The organism is Streptomyces sp. T028 (assembly GCF_048159505.1).
In the GTDB taxonomy this organism is placed as follows: Bacteria; Actinomycetota; Actinomycetes; order Streptomycetales; family Streptomycetaceae; genus Streptomyces.
The window spans coordinates 34941-56068 of record NZ_JBLRVZ010000024.1; the positions used below are offsets into that span (position 1 = coordinate 34941).

At 70.8% G+C, this 21128-nt stretch carries 14 protein-coding genes and 2 pseudogenes; 3 read left to right on the top strand and 13 right to left on the bottom strand.

What is annotated here, in order from left to right:
- Window positions 1–54 precede the first annotated feature (54 nt).
- Both ACLZN2_RS23000 and ACLZN2_RS23005 read right to left on the bottom strand, forming a co-directional pair.
- A complete protein-coding gene (locus ACLZN2_RS23000) occupies window positions 55–1590 on the bottom strand; it encodes a S8 family serine peptidase (RefSeq protein ID WP_416980879.1) in 1536 nt (511 codons plus the stop codon).
- Between the two features lie 335 nt (window positions 1591–1925).
- Entirely contained in the window at window positions 1926–2366 is a 441-nt protein-coding gene (locus ACLZN2_RS23005) for a hypothetical protein (RefSeq protein ID WP_416980880.1), read from the bottom strand.
- A gap of 341 nt (window positions 2367–2707) precedes the next feature.
- Between ACLZN2_RS23005 and ACLZN2_RS23010 the strand changes: the two genes are divergently transcribed.
- Window positions 2708–4840, top strand: a complete 2133-nt coding sequence (locus ACLZN2_RS23010; protein WP_416980881.1) for a SpoIIE family protein phosphatase — start codon at window positions 2708–2710, stop codon at window positions 4838–4840.
- A gap of 126 nt (window positions 4841–4966) precedes the next feature.
- On the opposite strand, the pseudogene ACLZN2_RS23015 reads toward ACLZN2_RS23010, so the two are convergent.
- The 4 genes and pseudogenes from ACLZN2_RS23015 to ACLZN2_RS23030 form a co-directional block, all read right to left on the bottom strand.
- Window positions 4967–6115 (bottom strand): annotated as a pseudogene (locus ACLZN2_RS23015) (ATP-binding SpoIIE family protein phosphatase); the annotation flags it as partial.
- A 51-nt stretch (window positions 6116–6166) separates the two neighbouring features.
- A pseudogene (locus tag ACLZN2_RS23020) lies at window positions 6167–6457 on the bottom strand (PAS domain-containing protein); the annotation flags it as partial.
- A 186-nt stretch (window positions 6458–6643) separates the two neighbouring features.
- Window positions 6644–7216 (bottom strand): YceI family protein, encoded by a 573-nt coding sequence (locus tag ACLZN2_RS23025; protein ID WP_416980882.1) that lies wholly within the window; start codon window positions 7214–7216, stop codon window positions 6644–6646.
- A 138-nt stretch (window positions 7217–7354) separates the two neighbouring features.
- Complete coding sequence (locus ACLZN2_RS23030; protein ID WP_416980883.1) at window positions 7355–7882, bottom strand: hypothetical protein; 528 nt, start codon at window positions 7880–7882, stop codon at window positions 7355–7357.
- 1285 nt (window positions 7883–9167) lie between these two features.
- Here ACLZN2_RS23030 and ACLZN2_RS23035 point away from each other — a divergent pair.
- Window positions 9168–12089 (top strand): SpoIIE family protein phosphatase, encoded by a 2922-nt coding sequence (locus ACLZN2_RS23035; RefSeq protein ID WP_416980884.1) that lies wholly within the window; start codon window positions 9168–9170, stop codon window positions 12087–12089.
- A gap of 225 nt (window positions 12090–12314) precedes the next feature.
- Here the strand turns inward: ACLZN2_RS23035 and ACLZN2_RS23040 are convergent, their stop codons facing one another.
- Window positions 12315–13436, bottom strand: a complete 1122-nt coding sequence (locus tag ACLZN2_RS23040; RefSeq protein WP_416980885.1) for a site-2 protease family protein — start codon at window positions 13434–13436, stop codon at window positions 12315–12317.
- A gap of 1163 nt (window positions 13437–14599) precedes the next feature.
- Between ACLZN2_RS23040 and ACLZN2_RS23045 the strand changes: the two genes are divergently transcribed.
- Entirely contained in the window at window positions 14600–14995 is a 396-nt protein-coding gene (locus ACLZN2_RS23045) for a DUF2267 domain-containing protein (RefSeq protein ID WP_416980886.1), read from the top strand.
- A 119-nt stretch (window positions 14996–15114) separates the two neighbouring features.
- On the opposite strand, the gene ACLZN2_RS23050 is transcribed toward ACLZN2_RS23045, so the two are convergent.
- Genes ACLZN2_RS23050 through ACLZN2_RS23075 form a run of 6 tightly spaced genes read right to left on the bottom strand, consistent with a single transcriptional unit; the run spans window position 15115 to window position 21115 of the window.
- The gene (locus tag ACLZN2_RS23050; protein WP_416980887.1) at window positions 15115–15309 is read right to left on the bottom strand and encodes a hypothetical protein; all 195 of its coding nucleotides are present in this window, start codon (window positions 15307–15309) and stop codon (window positions 15115–15117) included.
- Window positions 15310–15318: 9 nt separating this feature from the next.
- Window positions 15319–16890 (bottom strand): ABC transporter ATP-binding protein, encoded by a 1572-nt coding sequence (locus ACLZN2_RS23055; protein ID WP_416980888.1) that lies wholly within the window; start codon window positions 16888–16890, stop codon window positions 15319–15321.
- Window positions 16887–17753 carry an ABC transporter permease gene (locus tag ACLZN2_RS23060; RefSeq protein WP_416980889.1) on the bottom strand — a complete coding sequence of 289 codons (867 nt, stop codon included), beginning with the start codon at window positions 17751–17753 and terminating at the stop codon, window positions 16887–16889. Before ACLZN2_RS23060 ends, ACLZN2_RS23055 begins: the two co-directional genes overlap by 4 nt.
- Window positions 17750–18703, bottom strand: coding sequence for an ABC transporter permease (locus ACLZN2_RS23065; protein ID WP_416980953.1), 954 nt, complete (start codon window positions 18701–18703; stop codon window positions 17750–17752). The genes ACLZN2_RS23060 and ACLZN2_RS23065 overlap by 4 nt, the downstream gene beginning before the upstream one ends.
- 2 nt (window positions 18704–18705) lie before the next feature.
- Window positions 18706–20289 (bottom strand): ABC transporter substrate-binding protein, encoded by a 1584-nt coding sequence (locus tag ACLZN2_RS23070; protein WP_416980890.1) that lies wholly within the window; start codon window positions 20287–20289, stop codon window positions 18706–18708.
- Window positions 20290–20311: 22 nt separating this feature from the next.
- Complete coding sequence (locus ACLZN2_RS23075; protein ID WP_416980891.1) at window positions 20312–21115, bottom strand: class I SAM-dependent methyltransferase; 804 nt, start codon at window positions 21113–21115, stop codon at window positions 20312–20314.
- Window positions 21116–21128: the final 13 nt, after the last annotated feature.

Consider the following 21128-nt stretch of genomic DNA (forward strand, 5'->3'; position numbering starts at 1 on the left):
CGGACATCATCAACGACAACCTCGGCCAGCGGAAAGCGATCCGAACGAATCGGCCTAACCGGCCATGGACGGGGTGTAGGGCGACAAGGCTGGGGCGAGCTGTACTCCGGGGGCCAGGCCGAGGGCGACGAGCGCGTCGGGCAGGCCGCGTCCGACGCGGGACGCCTCCACCGTGCCCGGAGCGGCCAGCGGGCGGCAGCTGGCGGCGATGACGCCGAACAGGTGCTCCACCCTGCCAGGGCCGCGGGGCGGCACTTGACCGTGGAAGTCCTCGTGGTGGGCGAGGACGAGCGCGGCAAGACCGACGACGTGGGCCGAGGCCGCGCCGGTACCGTCGAGGGCGGCGTATCCGCCTCTGGGGGAGCAGGACAGAACTGCCACGCCGGGGGCGGCAGCGTCGACTCCGGGGCCATGGCAGCTGAACGGCGCGGCGAACAGCCCTTCCGGGGTGAGCTGCGAGCCCGTGTGGGTGGCTTGGGATGTGTCCGGTGGATAGGAGCCGAAGACCCCCAGCGCACCCACGGCGAACACGGTGGGCAGCGAGCCCGGGAAGGCGACCGGTCCGGCCGTGTCGCCCGCAGGAGCGACACAGGCGATGCCCGCCGCGTTCGCGTCGGCCAGCTTGCGTGAGACCAGGGCCGACGAGTGTGGGCTGGCCACGGCGATGTGGGCGACGTCGATCTCGCGTTCGATGCAGTGGTCCAGGGCTGCGATCAGATCACTGAAGCAGCCGTCCGGCAGCACCTGGCAGACCTCCATCTCGGCGTCGACCGCGATACCGATCAGGCCCATGCCGGTGTCCGCCCCGGCGATGATGCCGGCCGCATGCGTACCGGTACCCACCAGGTCACGGTCCCAGCCCCGTTCCGTGCCGGCGGACAGACCAGTCCCGGAGCGCACGCGTTCCTTCAGATCGGGGTGTTCGGCGGCGACGCCCGAACCGATGACCGCGATCTTGGTCCCGAAGGCGCGGAACGTGGGAGGCAGCCGGTCCAGCCGCATGGCCCGCTGGCCCCAGCCGTACTGCTGCCTCTCGTCGAGCCCGGGGGACACCTTGCCCAGCGGCGTGAGGGTGACCAGGTTCTCCTGGGCCGCAGACAGGTCCGGGCGAGGGATCCAGCGGTCCAGGTAGCCGCCCGTGGGCCGGACGTACAGGGACTGAACGGACTGTGCGGTCTCTGTGGCCAGTGTGACGGTGACCGTCCCGTCGGTTCCGGTGATGCCCTGGCCCGGCCAGGACGCCCCGATCAGGAACACCCCCGCGCCGGCCAGCGGTTCGCCCTCCGGGCCACACACACGCAGCGAGATTCGCACAGGTTCGTCCAGCGGCGTGACGAGCCCCGGATCGAGCAGCGGCAGGATCCTCGCGGTCGGCGTGGCGGTGGGTCCGGTTCCGGACAGCGGCAGGTCCGGCTCGATGTGTACGTGCAGCGACCGCATCGCCGGCACCTGGGACTCGGCCGCCTCGACAACCGCGATCTTCGGGCAGGAAGGGTGCAGCCCGGCCGATTGCAGCTTCTCCGACGGGTGGAGCCTGCGGATCACCCTGACCTCGGGCAGCCGGTCCAGCCGGTCACACACCGTGTCCATGCTGAGCTCGGACACTCCCGGTGGGAGCAGGTGCTGTGGCAGCGGCGTCACCATGTACCGCTCGCGGCGCGTTTGCACCTGGCGCAGCGACCGCGCGCCTTTCTCACGTGGCTCCGTTTGCCTGCTCTCGGGTTCGGACTCGCCCGTGCCCTCACCCCCGGACCCGCTCTCGCGGCGGTTTCCGGGCCTTTCCTTGACCATCACGTCCATCCACCCTCACCACGCCTGCGTCGTATGTGTGCTTCTGATCCGGCGACGGGGCGGCTCACGCTTCCACGATGATGCGGTGTGCCCGGAAATCCGGTCCGGGCACACCGCATCGAGCCGCCCTGAGGTCAGCCGATACCGAACGGCTGACCCATCTGGCCGAAGCCGAATCCAGGCTGCTGGTACTGCTGGCCGTACGGCTGCTGGCCGAACCCGCCACCCCACTGCTGCTGACCCTGCTGACCCTGCTGACCCTGCTGGCTCTGCTGGAGCAGCGCCACGATCGCGGTCGGCAGCGCCTGCTGCACGGACTGTTCCACGGCCTGCCGGATGCCCGCGTGCATCGAGCGGTGCAGCGCGAGAGCCAGGTACGGGTGCGCCTGGTGGGCGATGCCCTGCTGCTGGAGCTGCTGCTGGAGCTGCTGGATCTGCTGGAACGTCTGCTGCACCTGCTGCGCGACCTGCTGGGCCGTCTGCTGGCACGCCTGCTGGATGGCCTGCTGGACCAGCTGGGCGATCTGCTGCGGGCCGGCCTGCTGCAGGGGTTGGGTACCGGTCATCACCGACATGAATGCTCCGTTCGATGCCACCAAAGGGGAATCCGACACGAAGAGTGTTGGATCTGTCACGTATCGTGACGAATTGACGTTAAGTCGGTGCCGACTCGGCCGCAATCGGACGACCGGCTACCGGGGGTAGGAAACCCCTGACAGTCCACCGGCCGGTACGGGGATGGACGGCGGCGCAAGGGTCTGTCCGAGTGGCATCAAGTCCGTGGCCCTCAATGCTTGCCACGATGAGGCTGTGATGACGGGATATACGGGGGGATACTGGACAAACACGGTGGCGCGGGCCTGATCCGGCAGCGGGCAGGGTGAGCGGTGCGGCGGGCGGAGGGAGAGCCCGGGTGATGAGCGCGATGGAAGCCTTCTGGTCCGAGCCCGGCCGGGCAGGGATTCCCCCGGCGCCCGGTGGCCTGCTGGACGCGTTGAAGGTGGCTGCCGTCGTGCTGGACGCGGACGGGCGGATCGTGTTGTGGAGTCCACAGGCCGAGGAGTTGTTCGGCTACAGCGCCGAAGAGGCCCTGGGCCGGCCGGCGGGTCGGCTCCTGATCCATGAGCAGCACCGGGATCGGGTGATCGAACTGTTCACGCGCGTCATGGAGGGCGGGGAAAGCTGGGGTGGGGTCTTCCCCGCGCGCCACAAGGACGGCAGCACCCGGCTGCTGGAATTCCGCAACATGCGGCTGACGGACGACCGCAAGGTACTGTACGCGCTGGGTCTGGTCACCGATCAGGCGAACCTGCACGAGGTGGAGCGGGATCTCGCTCTGTCCACGCGTCTGATCTCCCAGGCGCCGATCGGACTGGCGATTCTGGACACCGACCTGCGCTACGTCCTCGTCAATCCGGCGTTGGAACGCATCAACGGCCTGCCTGCCGGCGAGCACATCGGCCGGCACGTCCGCGAAGCCCTGCCCTTCCTCGACGTCGACATGATCGAATCCTGCATGCGCCAGGTCCTTGACTCCGGAGTCCCCCTCCTCGACCAGTACGTGCTCGGCTGTCGTACCCCCGCCGATCCCGGCAGTGATCACGCGTGGTCGGTCTCCTTCTACCGGCTGGAAGCCCCCATGGGTGCGGTGCTGGGGCTGGCCACCACCGTGATCGATGTCACCGAGCGGCATCGCGCCGTCACCGAAGCCCACCAGGCGCGACAGCGCCTCGCCCTCATCGCGGAAGCCTCCGTCCTGGTGGGGACCACGCTCGACCTCGACCAGACGGCTCGCGAACTGGCCGACATCGTCGTGCCCGACCTCGCGGACCTGGCCGCAGTCGACGTCCTCGACACCGTCATCAGCGCCAGCGGCACATCCACGGCGCCGCAGGAGGGTTCCGCTCTCTTCCGCGCCCTGGCGGTGAAGGCGGGCCATCCTTCCCAGGCCGTCCGAGCCGCAGAGCGCGTGGGCGAGGTCGCACAGTACGATGCGGACCGCCTGGTGACCCAGTGCGCGACCTCGGGCAACCCCATCCTCGTGCCGCATGTCGAGGACCGCGATGTGCGGGCCATCGCCCGTGATCCCGAGGCGGCGGCTTTCCTCACCCGGGCCGGCCTCCACTCCTATCTGGTCGTGCCTCTCGCGGCCCGCGGCAACGTGCTGGGCGTGCTCGACCTCAAACGCATCCGCAACCCGCTGCCCTTCGACGAGGACGACCTGGTTCTGGCCCGCGAGCTGGCGGTTCGCGCCGCGGTGTCCATCGACAACGCCCGCTGGTACCAGCACGAGCATCACACCGCCCTGACCCTCCAGCGCACGCTCCTGCCCCAGCATCCCCCGGCCCGGCCCGGCCTGGAGATCGCCTACCGCTACCAGCCCGCTGGGGCCGCCAGCGAAGTCGGCGGCGACTGGTTCGACGTCATCCCCCTCACCGCGGACAAGACCGCCCTCGTCGTCGGCGACGTCATGGGCAGCGGCGTCGCCGCCGCCGCGACCATGGGCCAGCTGAGCAACGCCGCACGCGCGCTGGCCGACCTCGATCTCGACCCGGCCGAGGTCCTGCAACACCTCGACCACAGCACCACCGGCCTCGAACAGTCCATTGCCACCTGCCTGTACGCCGTATACGACCCGCATCGCGGCGAATGCCGTATCTCTCTCGCCGGGCACCTGCCGCCGGCCCTGCGGCGCTCGGGACGCGCGTCGGAACTGCTCGACCTGCCTACGGGCGTACCGCTGGGCGTCGGCGGCGTCTCCTACACCACCACACGCGTCGAGCTGGCCCCGGGCGACCAGCTCGTTCTGTACACCGACGGCCTGGTCGAAACCCGCGACCAGCCCATCGACGCACGCCTGGGCACCCTCCTCAGCTGTCTCGACCAACCCGAGCAACCGCTGGAGGCAACCTGCGACCAGCTCCTCCACGACCTGCGCGACCCAACCGAACACGATGACGTCGTCCTGCTCATCGCCCGCATCCAGCACCCCTCGCCGGCCGAGCGGACCACTCCCTCCGGGCAGCTTCGGGACGACGGACCGGTCTGAAGGTGCCGCCAGCAGGCGCACGTGTCCACGATCAGCAGGCTCCGCCGCGTCAAACGCGGCCCAGGTTCACTCCTGGAAGAGACTCCTCGGCCCTGAACAGCACGGCACGGCCGGAGCGGCGGTCACTCACGCGGGCGTCTTCAGCGGGGCTTTCGCCGCGGGTAGGCGCCAGGGCTGGATACGGGCATGGAGGGGCCGGGGCTGCTCTGCCCAGATGGTTTTGCCGGTGAGCGTGTGGCGGGTGCCCCAGCGCTCGGTGAGCTGGCCGACCAGGAACAGGCCGCGGCCGCCCTCGTCGAGGCCGCGGGCTCGTCGAGGGTGCGGTGAGGTGCTGCTGGAGTCGGAGACTTCGCAGATCAGGGTGGCGTTGCGGATCAGCCGCAGTCGGATCGGGCCGCTGGCGTGGCGGATGGCGTTGGTGACCAGTTCGCTGACGACCAGCTCTGTGGTGGCAGTGGCCTCCTGCAGACCCCATGTCATGAGCTGGTCGGCGGCATGCCGACGCGCGTCGGCAACGACGGCCGGGTCGGCGGGCAGGTCCCAGGAGGCCACATGGGAGGGACCCAGCGCTTGAGTGCGGGCGACGAGGAGGGCGACGTCGTCATCCGGCCGCCCTGGCATGAGCTCCTTGAGGACGGTGTCGCAGGTCGTCTCGAGCGGCGGGACAGGCGCGGCCAGGACGCGCAGCAGCGCCCGCAGTCCGGAGTCGATGTCGCGGTCGCGGGCCGCGACCAGTCCGTTCGTGTACAGAACAAGCAAGGTGCCTTCGGCCAGCTGGACTTCGGTGGCTTCGAAGGGCACGCCGCCCACGCCCAGTGGGGGGCCTGGTATCAGGGGCAGGAAGGCCGCGGAGCCGTCCGGAGTGACGGCTGCCGGGGTGAGATGGCCGGCGCTGGCCAGCGTGCAATGGCGGGAGACCGGGTCGTAGACCACATAGAGGCAGGTCGCGCCAACCTCCCCGACTGATTCGATCCCCTCTTCGATCTCTTCCAGGATCAGATCGTCGAGCTGGGTCAGTAGTTCGTCTGGGGGCAGGTCGACATCCGCGAGGGTGCGCACCGCGGTGCGCAGACGTCCCATGGCTGCGGAGGCATGGATGCCGTGGCCCACGACGTCGCCGACAACCAGGGCCACACGGGCACCCGAGAGAGGGATGACATCGAACCAGTCGCCTCCGACACCGGCCTGAGGATCCGACGGAAGGTAACGTGTCGCCGTCTCCACCGCCAGCTGGGCGGGCCGGTGATGCGGGAGCAGGCTGTGTTGCAGTGCCAGGCCGATATTGTCGCCTTCCTGCGGAATGGCGGCCTGGAGGAACCACTGGACCTGCTTCTCGGCGTCCATCAGCGGGCACGCCCTCAGATCGGCTTCCACAGGACGACCCGTCTTGTTCCGCAGTGCGACCCGTCCGCGCCACGCCTCCCGCCGCATGATGCTCCGATGCGCGGACTCCGGAAGGCCGATGGCGAGAAGATCCGACGCCGGGCGCCCTACGACCTCCCCTGGTGCGTATCCCAGAAGCAGCCGGGCACCGCGGCTCCACGCGGTCACGACACCCTGGGCGTCAACGGCCGCGGCAGCTACCTCCCCCTCGTGGGGAGCGCCGTACATACGCATCGTTCTGTTTTGTGGTCTCGTGTGCCGGGAAAATACTCGCCGCGTATCCGGTGCGGCTGCCTACGGCTTCCGCAGAGCATCCCTGCGTTTGCCTGTTTCGGTTCGCGCTCTTCGTACTCAATTTTCCCACATCGGGCACGGCCGGGTGGCCGTGACGGGCCGACGCGGCCGGCCCGCACGCCGCTGCTACCCGGGGCTGTCCGCCGGGTCGAGCCTGGCCACCTCGAGCTCCACCCGGACCTCGTCGGCCAGCCGCAACGCGCCCAGGAACGCGGTGTAGGGCTTGATTCCCCAGGCGGACTGCGTGACGGTCGCCCAGCCGCGCAGGAGGCCGGCGCCGTTCCCCTTCCCGTGCACCGTCGCCGGGTGGGCCCGGCCCTTGATGGTGAGCTCCCCGGTGATCTCGAAGGACTGAGGGGTTCCCGTGATGCGAGTGGAACGAAAGGTGATCGTGGGGTGCTCTGCGGTGTGCAGCAGGGCCTTGTCCGTCAACGTCCGTTTGATCTCTGCCCGGTCGGCGTCGGTGAGCGGCTTCAGTCCGCCCGTTCCCTCCCGGACCTCCAGCGAGTCCGTCTCGACCGTCACACTCACCGAGGACCTGTCCGGGGCCCCGGCGGTCACGACCGCCTCTCCGGACCATCGGGTGGCCTCGATGGTGAGGTCGTGGCCCGCCCGGCGGCCCAGCCCGGCGCGGCCGGTCCTGATCAAGAGGCGGCCGGTCGTCGGTCCGAGTCGGTATGTTCCGTCTGTCAGTGTCACGGCGCCGAGCGTACGGGCGGACACGGACGGGGCCGTCAACGCGGTCCGGTCGGCGTGTCCCCATGGGGCGGGGGCGGAGGACCGTGCTCGTCGTTCACCGAACACTCCACAGTGGTCTCCTGGCCTTGTCGGTGCCGGTCAGTGCCACGTTGCTTCGGGGCTGATCGCCTCCAGGGCGTCTCGCAGCCGTCGAAGGTCGTCGGCAGGTCGGCACAGTCCGTTGAACTGCAGCCGCGCCGCCTCGGTCCGGGCGTCGGGGTGCGCGGAGAAGGCCAGGTTCAGGGCCTGGCGCACCATCCACTGGTCGTAGGACAGCAACCGTCCTGCGAGCGCCCGTACTTCCACCAGGTCGGGCTGGGTGAGCGGAAGCTCCCTCAGGCGGGCGCACAACTGGTGGATCCGGGAACCGGCTCGTCCGCAGTCCTGGGCGGCCTGCCCTGTCGGGCCCTCCGGCGCACCGCAGGCGGCCACCGCCGCGTCGACGGGCTTCTGGGCCGCCACCGCGTCGTCGAGTACGGCCATCAGCGCGCGTACCTGGGACGTGCGCGGCAGGCAGGCAGCAGCCGGACGTGGACGGCGTACTTGAGCAAGCAGTCGCAGCGTGCGGTGCCACAGACCGATGGAGGGCACAGGCCCCGGCCGGGCGGATGCGCTGAGTGTCGGCATGGCTCCTCCTGGTCGGCGGGCTGGGCCAGGGATCAGCGGACGCCTCCGCGGTCGCGGTACCGGCGCACCCCCGGAAGACGTGTGCACTACCAGTGTGCGCCTCGTTCGGTTGCCGACCAGTCCGCAGCGGCTCACCCTGGGTGCTTGACGCGCGGTCACGGGCGGAGCCAGGTCCGCCGGTCGGCGCCTGGCGCCTCGACCACCTGCCGCGCGGACGACCGAGTTCCTTCCGCTCGGCCAGGACGTCGGTACTGGCAGCGAGCCCGAGGGCATGGGTGCCGGATCCGACACCGGATCGGCCGCGACACAGCTCCCATCTCCCGCGCTGTCCGGGACGGAGACGCCCCGGCCCGGCACCGGGCAAGCCTCAGACGTGGTCCCTCGTCAGGTCCGGCGCCGAGGGTGAGCCGTCGCCGCGATTCAGCTCGTGTTCGCGGCCCACGGGTACCGCCTGCGAGCGGGGCCGCTCCCGCGCCGACAGCACCGTCGCCCCGGAAACCTGGCACGCCATGATCGTCAGCCTTCGTGCCGGTGGCCCCCTGTTGTGGTTGTGAGGCCCGCCAGGGCCGCCGACGGCCACACCGTGCCCACTGCGGGACTTGACACCCGGTGGGTCCTCGCCAGTTTCGCAGTCCGCAGGCCCGTGTGACCGGGAACCGGTAATGGAGCCTCGGCCGCGCCGTGATCGCCACGCGGGCAGGAGCGGTGCTTCGCGCCTTCGCGCACTGGTCCGAGGACGGGCAGGAGATCACTGGGGTGTCCGTTCTGGGATGCCAGGGAGGCATGCGATTCCTGGCGGGGATCCGAGCCCGAGGCGCAGCGGCGGGCCACTATGGCCCCGTACGTCGTCGAGGAGCGGGAAAGCTTCCACCGCGGCCGTGAGCTCGCCCTTCCCCAGCGCTAGTCGCGCGACGGCACGACCTGGGCGAGCACCGGTGTCCCGCGGGTGTCGGTCCCAGGCCGGGTTGGCGCTGATCGCCTCCGCCGGCGCCGTCGCGGCGACCTTGCGCCCGCGCAAGTGCGCGCCGGGCCGTTTCCGCGCCCTCGGCGGCGGCTCGCGCCAACGCATGCACAGGTGCCGTTGCCACTGTGGTAGATGAACCTGGGTGGCCGAAGCAGTCAGCATCCTGACGCGGCCGACAGCGCCCCCGGTGTCACGAGGACTCGGCCCCCATACTCGATATTGTGATTTGAGTCACATTGGATCTAGAGTGAGATGACGTGGAGGACGTCCTGAGGGCGGGCCGAGTGGCGGTGCGTGACGGGTCGCCTTCAGGTGAGGGAAGTGATCCGGTTGTCCGTCGCCTGGGACGCCATCGGCGGGCTCGTCGATGCCCACGAGCGTTTCCTGTCCGGTGCGCGGGTCGACTCGGATGTCCGGGCTTCGGTGCTCGAGTCCTGGAAGCGGTGCAGGTACGCGGGAGTCGAGCCGCACCGGTTGCTGGTTCCCTACGCGTCGGACCTGACGCTGGACGAGGGGTTTCTGCAGGCGGTCGGCCCGGTGTTGAAGCGGCTGACCGCGTCGCTTCCCGATGTGAGCATGACGGTCGCGCTCTGTGACGGGCAGGCCCGTATGGTCCAGCGGTACGGCGGGGACCGGAAGCTGCGCGCACGTCTCGACGAGGTGAAGTTCGCTCCCGGGTTCGACGCCTCGGAGCGGTTCGTGGGGACCAACGGAGTCGGTACCGCGCTGGCTGGGCGCATCCCCGTCTACGTCGCCGGCCGTGAGCACTTCGCCGACTGTCTGCAGCCGTTCGCCTGCGCGGGCGCGCCCATCCGTAACCCCCTCAGCGGCCGCATCGAGGCCGTCCTCGACCTCACCTGCCTGCGCGACCACGGCGACCCCGCCATGGTGCGGCTGGTCTGTGAAGCGGCCCGCGACATCGAGGCGCGGCTGCTGGAGCAGGCCACTCAACGGGAACGGGCGCTGCTCGCCGCGTACCGGCGGGCGGGCTACGACACGGGCGACGTCGGCGGACGGCCGCGGCAGCCCGAGGACGCTCCCACAGGCCACAGGGCCGCCCACGACGGTGGCGAGCTCAGCAGGATCGACCTGGCCGTGCTGCGTGAGAGGGCCGAGGAGCTCATCGCCGCACCGCATGGCACGCTCGACGAAGTGGTCCTGTCCGGCGGCCGGATCGCCACCCTGTTGCGTCGCCAGGTCATCGGAACAGCGGGGGAGACGGGCGTGGTCGTCGAGGCCCGTGTCCCCGGCGGCCCGCGCCTGCGCCATGTCGGACCCACCACGCCGCTCGCGGTGGGAAGGTCGTCGTTGTCGTCCGCGCAGACCGTGACGATCCCGTCCTCGCAGCCACCGCCGCCCCACGCGGCGCCGGGGCTCGCCGCGACACCCCCTGTCGTGATGCCTGCCGTCGCGCCCCTGCGCGCGTCGACGACACCGGTCTCCCTGGCGCCCACCGAGACCGGGCCGGATCCCGGCGGGCGGCTGGGAGCGCATGAGGAGGGCAGAAGCGCCGGCGCCGACGGATGGCTGTTGCTCGTCGGCGAACCCGGCGTCGGCCGACTGGCCGTACTGGCCCGCAGGCGCCTGGAGCTGCTGCACGACGCCGGCGTCCGTATCGGCACCACCCTGGACGTCACCCGCACCGCGGAGGAACTGGCGGAGGTGACCGTTCCCCGGTTCGCCGACTTCACCGCCGTAGACCTGCCCGACTCGGTGCTGGGGGGCGAGGAGCCGGGGCCGCTCGGCGCGGACACCTTGCTGCGCAGAGTCGCGCTGGGCACCGTTCACGAGGAGTCCTGGCTGTACGAAGTCGGCGAGCCGGTCCGGTATGTGCCGTCCACGCCTCAGGCCCGCAGCCTGGAAGGCGGGCAGCCCGTGCTCGAACCCGTACTGCCCGAGGCCGACGGCTGGATCGCCCAGGATCCGGTACGGGGTGAACGGGTGCTCAGGGCGGGCATCCACTCCCTGGTCACGGTGCCGCTTCGGGCGCGGGGCGCGACCCTCGGCGTGGTGAGCTTCTACCGCTCCGAGCAGCCCGCCCCGTTCGAGGACGACGACCTGTCCCTGGCCCAGGAACTGGTGGGCCGTGCGGCGATCTGCATCGACAACGCCCGCCGCTACACGCGCGAGCGCGACACCGCCCTCGCCCTGCAGCGCAGCCTGCTGCCCCGGGGGCGGCCCGAGCAGAGCGCCGTCGAGGTCGCCTACCGCTATCTGCCCGCGCAGGCCGGAGTGAGCGGCGACTGGTTCGACGTCATCCCGCTGTCCGGCACCCGCGTGGCACTGGTGGTCGGCGATGTGGTCGGCCATGGCCTACACGCCGCCGCCACGATGGGCCGGCTGCGCACCGCCGTACACAACTTCTGTTCCCTGGACCTGGCGCCCGACGAACTCCTCACCCATCTCGACGACCTGGTCGGGCGGCTCGACCGCGGCGAGGGCTGGGCAGTGGAGAACGCCCACCCGGATTCCGGAATCATCGGCGCCACCTGTCTGTACGCCGTCTACGATCCGGTCTCCCGGCGATGCACCCTCACCCGCGCCGGGCATCCGCTCCCCGCGGTCGTCGGCCCGGACGGCACGGTGGATTTCGTGGACCTACCGCCGGGGCCGCCGCTCGGGCTAGGCGGGATGCCCTTCGAGACCGTCGAGCTGGAACTGGCCGAAGGAAGCCAGCTGGTGCTCTACACCGACGGCCTGATCGAGGACCGGCTTCGGGACATCGACACCGGCCTGGACCGGCTCCGGACTGTGCTGGCCTGCGCCGACCGGGCGCCGGAGGACACCTGCGAGGCGGTCCTCGACGCGCTGCTCCCGGCCAGGCCGAGCGATGACGTGGCCCTGCTCGTCGCCCGTACACACGTCCTGGGGCCGGACCAGGTGGCCCAGTGGCAGGTGCCCCGCGACCCGGCCGCCGTCTCCCACTTCCGTGCGGCGGTCACCGAGCAGCTGGCCTCCTGGAGCCTCGACGAACTGGCCTTCACCACCGAACTCGTCGCCAGCGAACTGGTCACCAACGCCATCCGCCACGCGACAGGCCCAGTCCAGCTGCGGCTACTCCGCGACCGTGCGCTGATCTGCGAGGTCTCCGACGGCAGCAGCACCTCGCCCCGGTTGCGCCGCGCCCGCACTGAGGACGAGGGCGGGCGAGGGCTCTTCCTCGTCGCCCAGCTCACCGAACGCTGGGGAACCCGCTACACCACCGACGGAAAGATCATCTGGACCGAGCAGCGCCTGCCGTGACCAGCACTCCCACCCCTGTGCCGACAGACCACGGACATGATGCTTTCGAGTGACGTCACGTTGTCGGATGGCCGGAAGACAACGAGGCCAGGAGGCCGGGCGGACACCCCCGATCCGAACAGACACCCCTCATGCAAAGGCGCACGTCGTACACAGCCCTCCAGCCAGTGGCCGGTCGATCGACGAATGCCACCTCCTTACGGCGAGTGCGCGCACGCCGCAATCTCAGGCCATCCCTGCCGTGTGCTGCCGGGAGAGCCGTTCGATGTCGTGTGCGGTGACGATCCCGCAGAGTCGTCCGCCGTCCATGACCAGGATGGGCAGTCCGCCCTCGGAGCCAAGACGGTCGAGGACGTCGGTCAGCAGCTCGTCCGGTGCGGCGAGGGTGCACCGCGACAACGGGGTCGCCGTGTCCCGTACCCGCAATACCTCCCGCCGCCCGGACGGCACGGCAGCAAGTCTGCGCAACTGCACCACACCGCTGGGGCGGCCCTCGAAGTCCACCAGCGCCAGCACCGAATGCCCCGCCCGAGCGGCCACGTCGGACAGGAAGCGGTCCACGGACAGCCAGTCGGGACCGGCGACCGCCGGACTGGTCATCGCCTCCGCCATCCGCACGCCGCGCAGGGCTGTGGCCAGCTGGGCCCACCGTCGTTCGGCCGCGGCGACGACCGCCACGAACAGGCCGACGGCCATCAGCCACAATCCGCCCGACGCCCCCCTCACGAACGCCAGCCATCCCGTCACGCCCAGCGCCATGCCAACGATCTGCCCGCTGCGCCCGGCCGCCCGCTGGCCCCGTTCACGGTCCCCCGTACGCCACCACCACGCGGCCTGGAGCACCCGGCCCCCGTCCAGCGGCGCGGCCGGCACCAGGTTGAAGACGCCCAGCAGCAGGTTCATGCCACCCAGCCAGCCCAGCACAGCGACAGGAATCCGCCAACCGAGCGCCGCGTGCACCCCGGCCGCGCCCCCTACGGCTACCCCGCCCAGCAGCAGGCTGGCGAATGGTCCGCTGACGGCGACCGCCAACGCCGCCCGTGCCGTCGTCGGCCGGTCCATCCGGGTCATCCCACCGAGCGCCCACAGCGTCATGTCCCGCACAGCGATCCCGGACCTGCGGGCCATGAGCGCATGCGCCGCCTCATGCATCACCAGACTCACCAGCAACAGCAGTGCACCCATGACTCCGGCGACCGCGTACACCACGGGCGCCAGTCCGGGCGCGTACGCGGGCAGCGTCCGGTCGGCCAGACCGTATGCGAACAGAAACATGATCAGCGGCACGCTCCAGTGCGCCCGCAACACCACCCCGCGCACATTCCCGATCCTGATCGAACCCTTCATCGCCCTCACCGCCGACGGGGCACACCGCACGCAGCCCCGACCGCGCTCCGAGCCCACTTCCATGGTCCGTCCAGCGCCCCTGGAACGGAAACGTCTGATGAGACCGGGTCCGGCGCAGTCGTCACACACGCCGGGGAGCCCTCATGGCTCCGCGATCACCGCGCAGACGGAGGCGGTGCTTGAGACCCACGGTGGGCTGACAGGGCGGAAAGCCGAGCCGGTGCTGTGGAGGGGAGGCCGCGAGGGAGGAGCACTTCGTCCGGGTGAACGACGCGCTGTCTTCGGCCGGGCGCGTTGGAGGAGTTCGAGAGGGCGTGGCGCCAGTCCCCTCACCGGCAGGGGCTGCGCCGCGCCTTCGCGTACTGGTCCGAGGACGGAGTGGGGATCACCGGGGTGTCGTTCTGGCATTCACAGGAGGCATGCGACACCTGGACGGCGTCCGAGTCGGAGGCGCAGCGACATGCGGCCATCGCCCCTACGTTGTCGAGGAGCGGGAAGGCTTCGGCCCTGCCCGCCACCCCACTACCGGCGGCACTGAAACCGAGGGCTCTACCGCGCGACGCCGTCGGCTGGACCCTTCTCCATGGCGAACTGCGCCAGGAGGCGAGCGCGGGCTCGAGGTGTCGACCGGCGTTGACTTGGCCGTGACGGCGTTCAGCGAGCTCTGGTCAGATCTCGGGGAGCGGCCGCGGAGGGTTACCGGAGCAGGATCATTTCGCGGAGGAGTTCAAATCCGGCTCGACCGTATAAGTGCCTTTTGATCCTTTCATGCGTGTCACGGCGCCTTCGGTACTGCCACCCGTCAGCCTGTTCAGCATGTAGGGCCAGCCCCGAGGGCACCGTCCCGGGCGGGTACGAACGTTTCCCTTCCGTAGCCGTCGTCGGACGTGACCTCCCCCGGTGTCAGCCTCCCGCAGATGTAGGCACCAGACGCACATGCCTTCGCACCGTGCCGAACATCGCGAGGGCCTGGCACCGCGACAGCGCCAGGCCCTCGGGGCGGGGAGCCACAGATCTCCCACCACACCCGCCCCCCGCCAGGCGGGTGATCTCCTCGTGCTCCGGCTGTCGGCGACTGTGCCAATGAGGGCCAAGGCACCCCGTTTGCATGCACGCTGAGCTACGGCGCCGTGGCGCCGGACACCGATCGAGGGAGGCACACCATGGCGATCGCATGGGAACGGTTCCTGACCCAGGTGCAAGACCGCGGCGAGTACGCCACCACCCGCGACGCCGAGCAGGTCACCCGCGCGGTGCTGGCCACCTTGGGAGCCCACCTGGTCGGTGCCGAACGCAAGGAACTCGCCGAGCACGTTCCGCCGCAGTGCCGGCCGCTGCTGATGGTCCCAGTGCCCGCGACCCGGCCCCTCAGCCCCCACGAGTTCGTCGAAGCCGTCGCCGTCCTGATCGAGGGCGCCACTTCCGAAACCGCCCGCTGGGACGCCGGCGCCGTCCTCAGCACCCTCGCCGACACCACAGGCGATGACCTGGTGCACCGCATCCTCACCCAACTGCCGCCCGGCTATGCGCTGCTGTTCGGCCGAGCTGAACTTGCCTGACAGCCAGCGACCTGACTACTGCCACTGCTGAGCCCTTCGTACCAGGACGGTCCAGGTCCTCCGGGCTTTTCGCGTCAGGCGGGCGGCAACGGCGATGGCATGCGATCGCGCCGTAGGAGTTACCGGCAGTCCCGTGCGGTCCGGCCAGGCGGGTTCGGGCCGGTGAGAAACCGGACGACCGCGTCCGGCACGCCGTTCCTGGCGTCGTCGAGGAGTGACGAGAACCGGCCGGCGCCCATCGGGACCTGCTGGTCAGTGTCCTCGGCCAGGAATCCGCCGGTGTCCCCCGGTGTGTTCTGCCCGAGTCGCTTCACCGGCGCTGGTCAGGCGCCCGCTCCCGCCCCCAGCCGTGTCGTTGTTTTCATGAGCGACATGGTGAACGGGTGGCTCGGTTCGGTGAGGACTCGCTGCGCGGCTCCCTGTTCGACGAGTTCGCCGGCGTCCAGTACGGCGATGTGGTGGGCCAGGGCTGCGGTGTCCAGGTCGTGGGTGACCAGGACGAGGGACAGGCCGTCGCGGTCGTGGAGCAGGGTGGTGAGGATGCCGAGGATGCCCCGGCGGGTGATCGGGTCGAGACCGGAGGTGATCTCGTCGCAGATGAGGACGCGGGGCCGGGCGAGCAGGGCGCGGGCGAGAGCCGCGCGCTGGAGTTCGCCGCCGGAGAGCTGTCCGGGGCGTCGGCGGACCAGGTCCTCGGGGAGGCCGAGGCCGGTCAGAGTGGTCAGGGCTTCCTGTGTCGCGGCGGAGGTTCCGGTGGCGCGCAGCCGAATCGCGGTGCGGGCGATCTGGTGCAGGACGGGGCGGCGTTCGTCGAAGGCGGCGCGCGCGTCCTGGAAGACGTACTGCACCGCCGCCAGCTGTGTGTGGTCGCGGTCGCGCAGGCTGCGCGGTAGCGGTGTGCCGTTGAGGAGGATCTCTCCGTCGTGGTCGCGGTGGAGTCCGGCCAGGCAGCGGGCGAGGGTGGTCTTGCCGCTGCCGGAGCGGCCGATGACGGCCAGGCATTCGCCCGCGCGCAGGTCGAGTTCGGGGAGACGCAGTACTGCGGTCGTGCCGCGTGTGGTGTTGCGGTGGTGTGCGGTCAGGCCGCGTATCCGCAGGACGGGCCGGCCGGCGCCGGTCGTGCCTTCCGGTTTCGTGAACTTGGGCTGTCCGGAGAGCAGTTCACGGGTCCACTCGTGCTGGGGCGCGCGCCACAGGCGTTGTGCCGGCCCCGACTCCACAACTCGGGCCGCCCGCATGACGATCACCTCGTCGGCGAGCGCACGCACGACGTCCAGGTCGTGGCTGAGCAGGACGACGGCTATGCCACGTGCCGAGAGGGCCGCCAACTGGTCGACGATACGGCTCTTGGTCAGGGCGTCCTGACCGGTGGTGGGCTCGTCGGCGACGACGACCCGGGCGCCGAGCAGCAGGGCCTGGGCGAGGACGACGCGTTGTTGCTGACCGCCGGAGAGCTGATGCGGGTACCGGCGCAACAGGATCTCGGCGTCCGGAAGTTGGGCGTCGGCGAGGGCGCGCAGGACGCGTTCGCGGGCCGCTGTCCGGCGCCGGGCGAGGGGCAGGTGGCGAACTTGGGCGCGGGCGATGTCTGTCAGGAGGGCGGAGATGCGACGGGCGGGGTTGAGGGCGGCTGCCGGGTGCTGGGGGATGTAGCCGACCAGACCTTCGGCCGCCAGGCGTACGTCGCCGGTGACGTGGGCGCCGGGCGGATACTCGCCGAGCAGGGCGAGGCCGGTGGTGGTCTTGCCGCTGCCGGATGCGCCGACCAGTGCGGTGACCTTGCCGGGGAGGGCCTTGAGGTTCACGCCGTCGACGATCGCCCTGCCGTCGATTTCGACGCGCAGGTTGCGGATCTCGGCCACGGGCTCCTCGGCTGCGTCTCTTGTGTGGTTCACGGACGTGCTTCCTTCTCCGTCCGGCTCCGGATGGTTCCGCCCGAGCCCCGGAGGGCGCCCTGTCGCTCGTCCGTGTCCAGCGCGGCGTCGAAGAGGAGGTTTGCGCCCATCGTCAGGGCGACGATCAGCAGGGCGGGGACGACCACGGCCCATGGCTGGACGAACAGGCCGGTGCGGTTGCGGTCGACCATGACCGCCCAGTCGGCGGCGTCCGGGGCGACCCCGACACCGAGGAAGGCGGCCGTGGCGACCAGGTACAGCACGCCGGTCAGCCGGGTTCCGGCGTCGGCGGCCAGGGTGCGCAGCATGGAACGGCCGACGTAGCCGACGGCCATGCGCCACCAGGTCTCGCCCTGCATGCGCAGCGCCTCGACCGCCGGGCGGGCGGCGGCCTCCGTGGCGGCGGCGCGTACCAGCCGGGCCGCGTCCGGCACGTTCACCAGTGCCACCAGCAGGGCCAGACCGACGGGGCCGGGCGAGAACACGGTGGCGGCCAGCAGGATCAGCAGCAGCGACGGGACGGCGAGCAGGACGTCCAGGGGACGCATCAGCAGCTCATCCAGCCGGCGGCGATGGGTGAGCGCGCCGACCAGGCCGACGGGGAGCGCGACGAGATATGCCAGGGCGGTGGCGGCGAGAGCGGTCAGCACAACTGGCCGGCCGCCGTGCAGCACCTGCTGCCACACGTCCCGGCCCACGAAGTCGGTGCCGAACCAGTGGCCCTCGCTGACGGTGAAGGAGACCCTCCGCGGCCCTGGTTCGCCGGCGAACACGGGTCCCACCAAGGCGAGCACGAGGGGCACGGCGAGGATCGTCACGCCGAGGGCGAAGCGAGCCGTCCGTAGTCTCGTCGGCTTCGTCATGCGGCCACCCCCGCCCGGGGAGCGAGACGGTGGGTGACGAGATCCGCGCCCAGGTTCAGTACGACGGTCAGCACGCCGAACACCACGGCGAGACCCTGGACCACTGGCACGTCGCGTTCGGCGACGGCGTTGAGCAGGACGGTCCCGAGGCCGGGGATCACGTAGAGCGCCTCCACGACGATGACGCCGCACAGCAGCCAGTCGATGGTGCGGGCGAGTTGTTGGGCGGCGGGGGCTAGGGCGTTGGGCAGGGCATGGGTGTAGCGGATGCGGGTGCCGGAGATGCCGTAGCGGCGGGCCTGGGCCACATAGGGGGACGCGAGCGCGTCGATCATGCCGGCCCGTACCAGGCGGGACAGGGAGCAGACGGGGCGGGACAGCAGGACCAGCACGGGCAGGACGAGCGCGGGTGGGTGGCCGAGCAGGTCGGTGCCGTAGCCGACAGCGGTCGGCGGCAGCCAGCCCAGTCGGAGTGCGAGGACGGTCACCAACAGCACGCCGAGGGCGAACTCGGGCACCGCGTACACGGCGAGCGTGATCGAGCTGATCAGCCGGTCGGCGAGGCGTCCTTCGTGGCGGGCGGCGAGCACGCCGAGGCCGAAGCCGATCGGGACGAGAAGGGCGACCGTGAGCGTGGCCAGCAGGAGGGTCGGGCCGAAGCCGTCGGAGATGTACTGGCCGACTGGACGGCCGGAGGTGAGAGAGGTGCCGAAGTCGCCGTGCAGAAGTCCCACCGCCCAGTCGGCCAGCCGCTCGTACGCGGGCCTGTCGAGGTGCATGGCCTCGCGGATGGCGGCGATTCGGACGGGGTCGGGCTGGTCACCGGCCAGGGCGACGGCGGCGTCGCCCGGCAGCGCCTCGGTGAGCGCGAAGACCAGCAGCACGACGGCCACGGTCTGTGCGACGCCGAGGAGGAGCCGCCGGGCGACGAAGGAACGCAGGCCGCTCACTTTCACGCGAGCCAGACGTTGTCGAAGCGGGCCCAGTCGAGCGTGTTGGCGGGGGCCTTGGCCTCGACTCCCTCCACTGTCTTCGCCGTTCCGATGATCCAGTCGGCGAAGCCCCAGATGAGGAAGCCCCCCTCGGTGTACAGGCGGCGCTGCATCCGCTCGTAGACGGCGGCCCGTTCGGTCTTGTCACGGGTGGACTGGGCCTGCTGGTACAGGGCGTCGAAGTCCTTGTGCTTCCACTTGGTGGCATTGGTGGTGGAGTCGGTGAGCAGGCGCTGGGAGATGTGGGCCTCGATGGGCATGGCGCCGGAGCGGTAGCAGGACAGAGTACCGTTGTCGAGTATGTCGGCCCAGTAGGAGTCCTTGCTGCCCATCTTCACGTCGACGGTCACGCCGGCCTTCTTCGCCTGGTCGCGGAAGATGCCGGCGGCCTCGGTGAACCCGGCGGCGACGGCCGAGGTGTCCAGGGTGACCTTCAGGTTCTCGGCGCCGGCCTGCTTGAGCAGGGCGCGTGCCTTGTCGAGGTCCTGTGCGCGCTGGGGGAGGGTGTCGGCGTAGTACTCGTAGCCCTTGCCGAACAGGTCGTTGCCGATCACACCCGCGCCGGACAGGGCGCCGTCGACGAGTTCCTGGCGGTCGGCGATGAGGAAGAACGCCTCACGTACGCGCTTGTCGTCGAAGGGGGCCCGGTCGGTCTTCATCGCGAATCCCTGCATGGCGCTGCCCCGGAGCCGCACGATCTCGATCTGTCCCTTGCCCTCGTGGGCGCGGGCGGTGGCGGGGTTGAGTTCGTGGGCGTACTCGACCTGTCCGCCGAGGAGGGCCATGACGCGGGCGGACTCCTCGTTGGCGACGACGAACTCAAGTTCGTCGAGGTGCGGGGCGCCCTCCCAGTAGTCGTCGTAGCGGCGGAAGACGGCGGAGCGGCCGGGGGCGAAGGAGACGAACCGGAAGGGGCCGGAGCCGATCGGCTTCTTGTCGAAGTCGCCTGACGCCCCCGCGTTCTCCGGGACGATGTACGCGCCGAACGCGGCCAGGACGTTGGGGAATGCGGCGGTGGGCCGCTTGAGGACGAACTCGATGCTCCGCTCGCCGGTGGCGCGGCTGGCATCGAGGTCGATCGGGTCCAGGGACGCCCTGGCGCGGAACGCCTGCTTCGGGTCGGTGATGCGCCGGTAGCTGTAGAGGACGTCGGCCGTGGTGACCGGCTTGCCGTCGTGGAAGGTCGCCTTGCGCAGGGTCACCTGCCAGCGGTCCAGGGTCTTGTTCGGCTCCCACTTCTCGGCGAGGCGGGGCTGGGCGGAGAGGTCGGCGCCGTAGTCGGCGAGCTTGTCGTACAGCGCCTTGGCGCGGGCGGCGTCGGCGAAGAGGTTGGCCAGGTGCGGGTCGAGGGTCTCGCTGGCGCCGCCGCCCGCGAACGCGGCGCGCAGCCGCCCGCCTCTCTTCGGAGTGCCGTCGCTCTTGGCGTCGGAGCCCTCGTGGTCGGAGCCGCCGCATCCTGCGAGAGCGAGTGCGCCGAGTGAGGCGGCGCCCGTGGCGGCGAGGAAGCCGCGGCGGCGCAGGCCGGGGAAATGTGCGTCGTACATGACTGTCCTTGGGGTGTGGGTGTCAGTGGGTGGAGTTCAGGCGGGCGACGACGTGCAGCCGATCCGCGTCCGTCGTGTCGCCGGGCAGTCGGCCTTCCTGCCACGGCGGCTCGGTGCGTGGGCCGGGCCCGTCATGGAGTTCGAGCACCTCGAAGCCGTGTGTGGCCAGCAGGTGGCGCAGCTCGTGCGGGAACAGCAGCCGCCACGCGGAACGCTGCTCGACCGGCGCCGACCCGCCGTCGGTGGTCCACACGCGGGAACGGCGCAGGAGCTGGGCCGTACGGTCCACGGTGAGTGTGGTGTGGGACCGGTAGGCGGTGCCCTGCCAGATGAAGGAATTGACGGTGGCGGTGTCCAGCAGGTCGGTACGGCCGAGGAAGTACGCGCCGTTGCGCATCTCCGCCACCAGGAGACCGCCGGCAGCCAGGGCGCGGCGACAGTCGGAGAGGAAGGCGTCGAGCTGGTCGTTGCTGTGGCAGTACAGCAGCGCGCTGTCCAGGCACACGACGGCGTCGAACACGTCCAGGCCGAGGTCGAAGCCGTGCAGGTCGGCATGGACGTACGCGGGTCCGGGGTGGTTGGCACGGGCGTACGCGAGCATCGCCTCGGAGATGTCGGCACCAGTGACCGTGCGGCCCGCGCCGTGCAGGTGGGCGGCGTCGCGTCCGGTTCCGCAGCCCATGTCGAGCACGCGCGTTCCCGCGCCGTGCCGCCGGAGGCAGTCCTCCGCCCAGCGCCCGGCCAGCCGACCGGGGTCGGGGAAGCGGACCTCGTACAGCTCGGGGTTGTCGGTGAGCAGGTTGTGTGGAAGGGGCGCGGAAGTCATGTCGTGGCCCTCC

What these genes read in the sequence shown, in the direction of transcription:
- ACLZN2_RS23000 (WP_416980879.1), bottom strand. Translation starts at nt 1,590, where the DNA reads ATGGACACGGTGTGTGACCGGCTGGACCGGCTGCCCGAGGTCAGGGTG.
- ACLZN2_RS23005 (WP_416980880.1), bottom strand. Translation starts at nt 2,366, where the DNA reads ATGTCGGTGATGACCGGTACCCAACCCCTGCAGCAGGCCGGCCCGCAG.
- ACLZN2_RS23010 (WP_416980881.1), top strand. Translation starts at nt 2,708, where the DNA reads ATGAGCGCGATGGAAGCCTTCTGGTCCGAGCCCGGCCGGGCAGGGATT.
- ACLZN2_RS23030 (WP_416980883.1), bottom strand. Translation starts at nt 7,882, where the DNA reads ATGCCGACACTCAGCGCATCCGCCCGGCCGGGGCCTGTGCCCTCCATC.
- ACLZN2_RS23040 (WP_416980885.1), bottom strand. Translation starts at nt 13,436, where the DNA reads ATGAAGGGTTCGATCAGGATCGGGAATGTGCGCGGGGTGGTGTTGCGG.
- ACLZN2_RS23045 (WP_416980886.1), top strand. Translation starts at nt 14,600, where the DNA reads ATGGCGATCGCATGGGAACGGTTCCTGACCCAGGTGCAAGACCGCGGC.
- ACLZN2_RS23060 (WP_416980889.1), bottom strand. Translation starts at nt 17,753, where the DNA reads ATGACGAAGCCGACGAGACTACGGACGGCTCGCTTCGCCCTCGGCGTG.
- ACLZN2_RS23070 (WP_416980890.1), bottom strand. Translation starts at nt 20,289, where the DNA reads ATGTACGACGCACATTTCCCCGGCCTGCGCCGCCGCGGCTTCCTCGCC.
- ACLZN2_RS23075 (WP_416980891.1), bottom strand. Translation starts at nt 21,115, where the DNA reads ATGACTTCCGCGCCCCTTCCACACAACCTGCTCACCGACAACCCCGAG.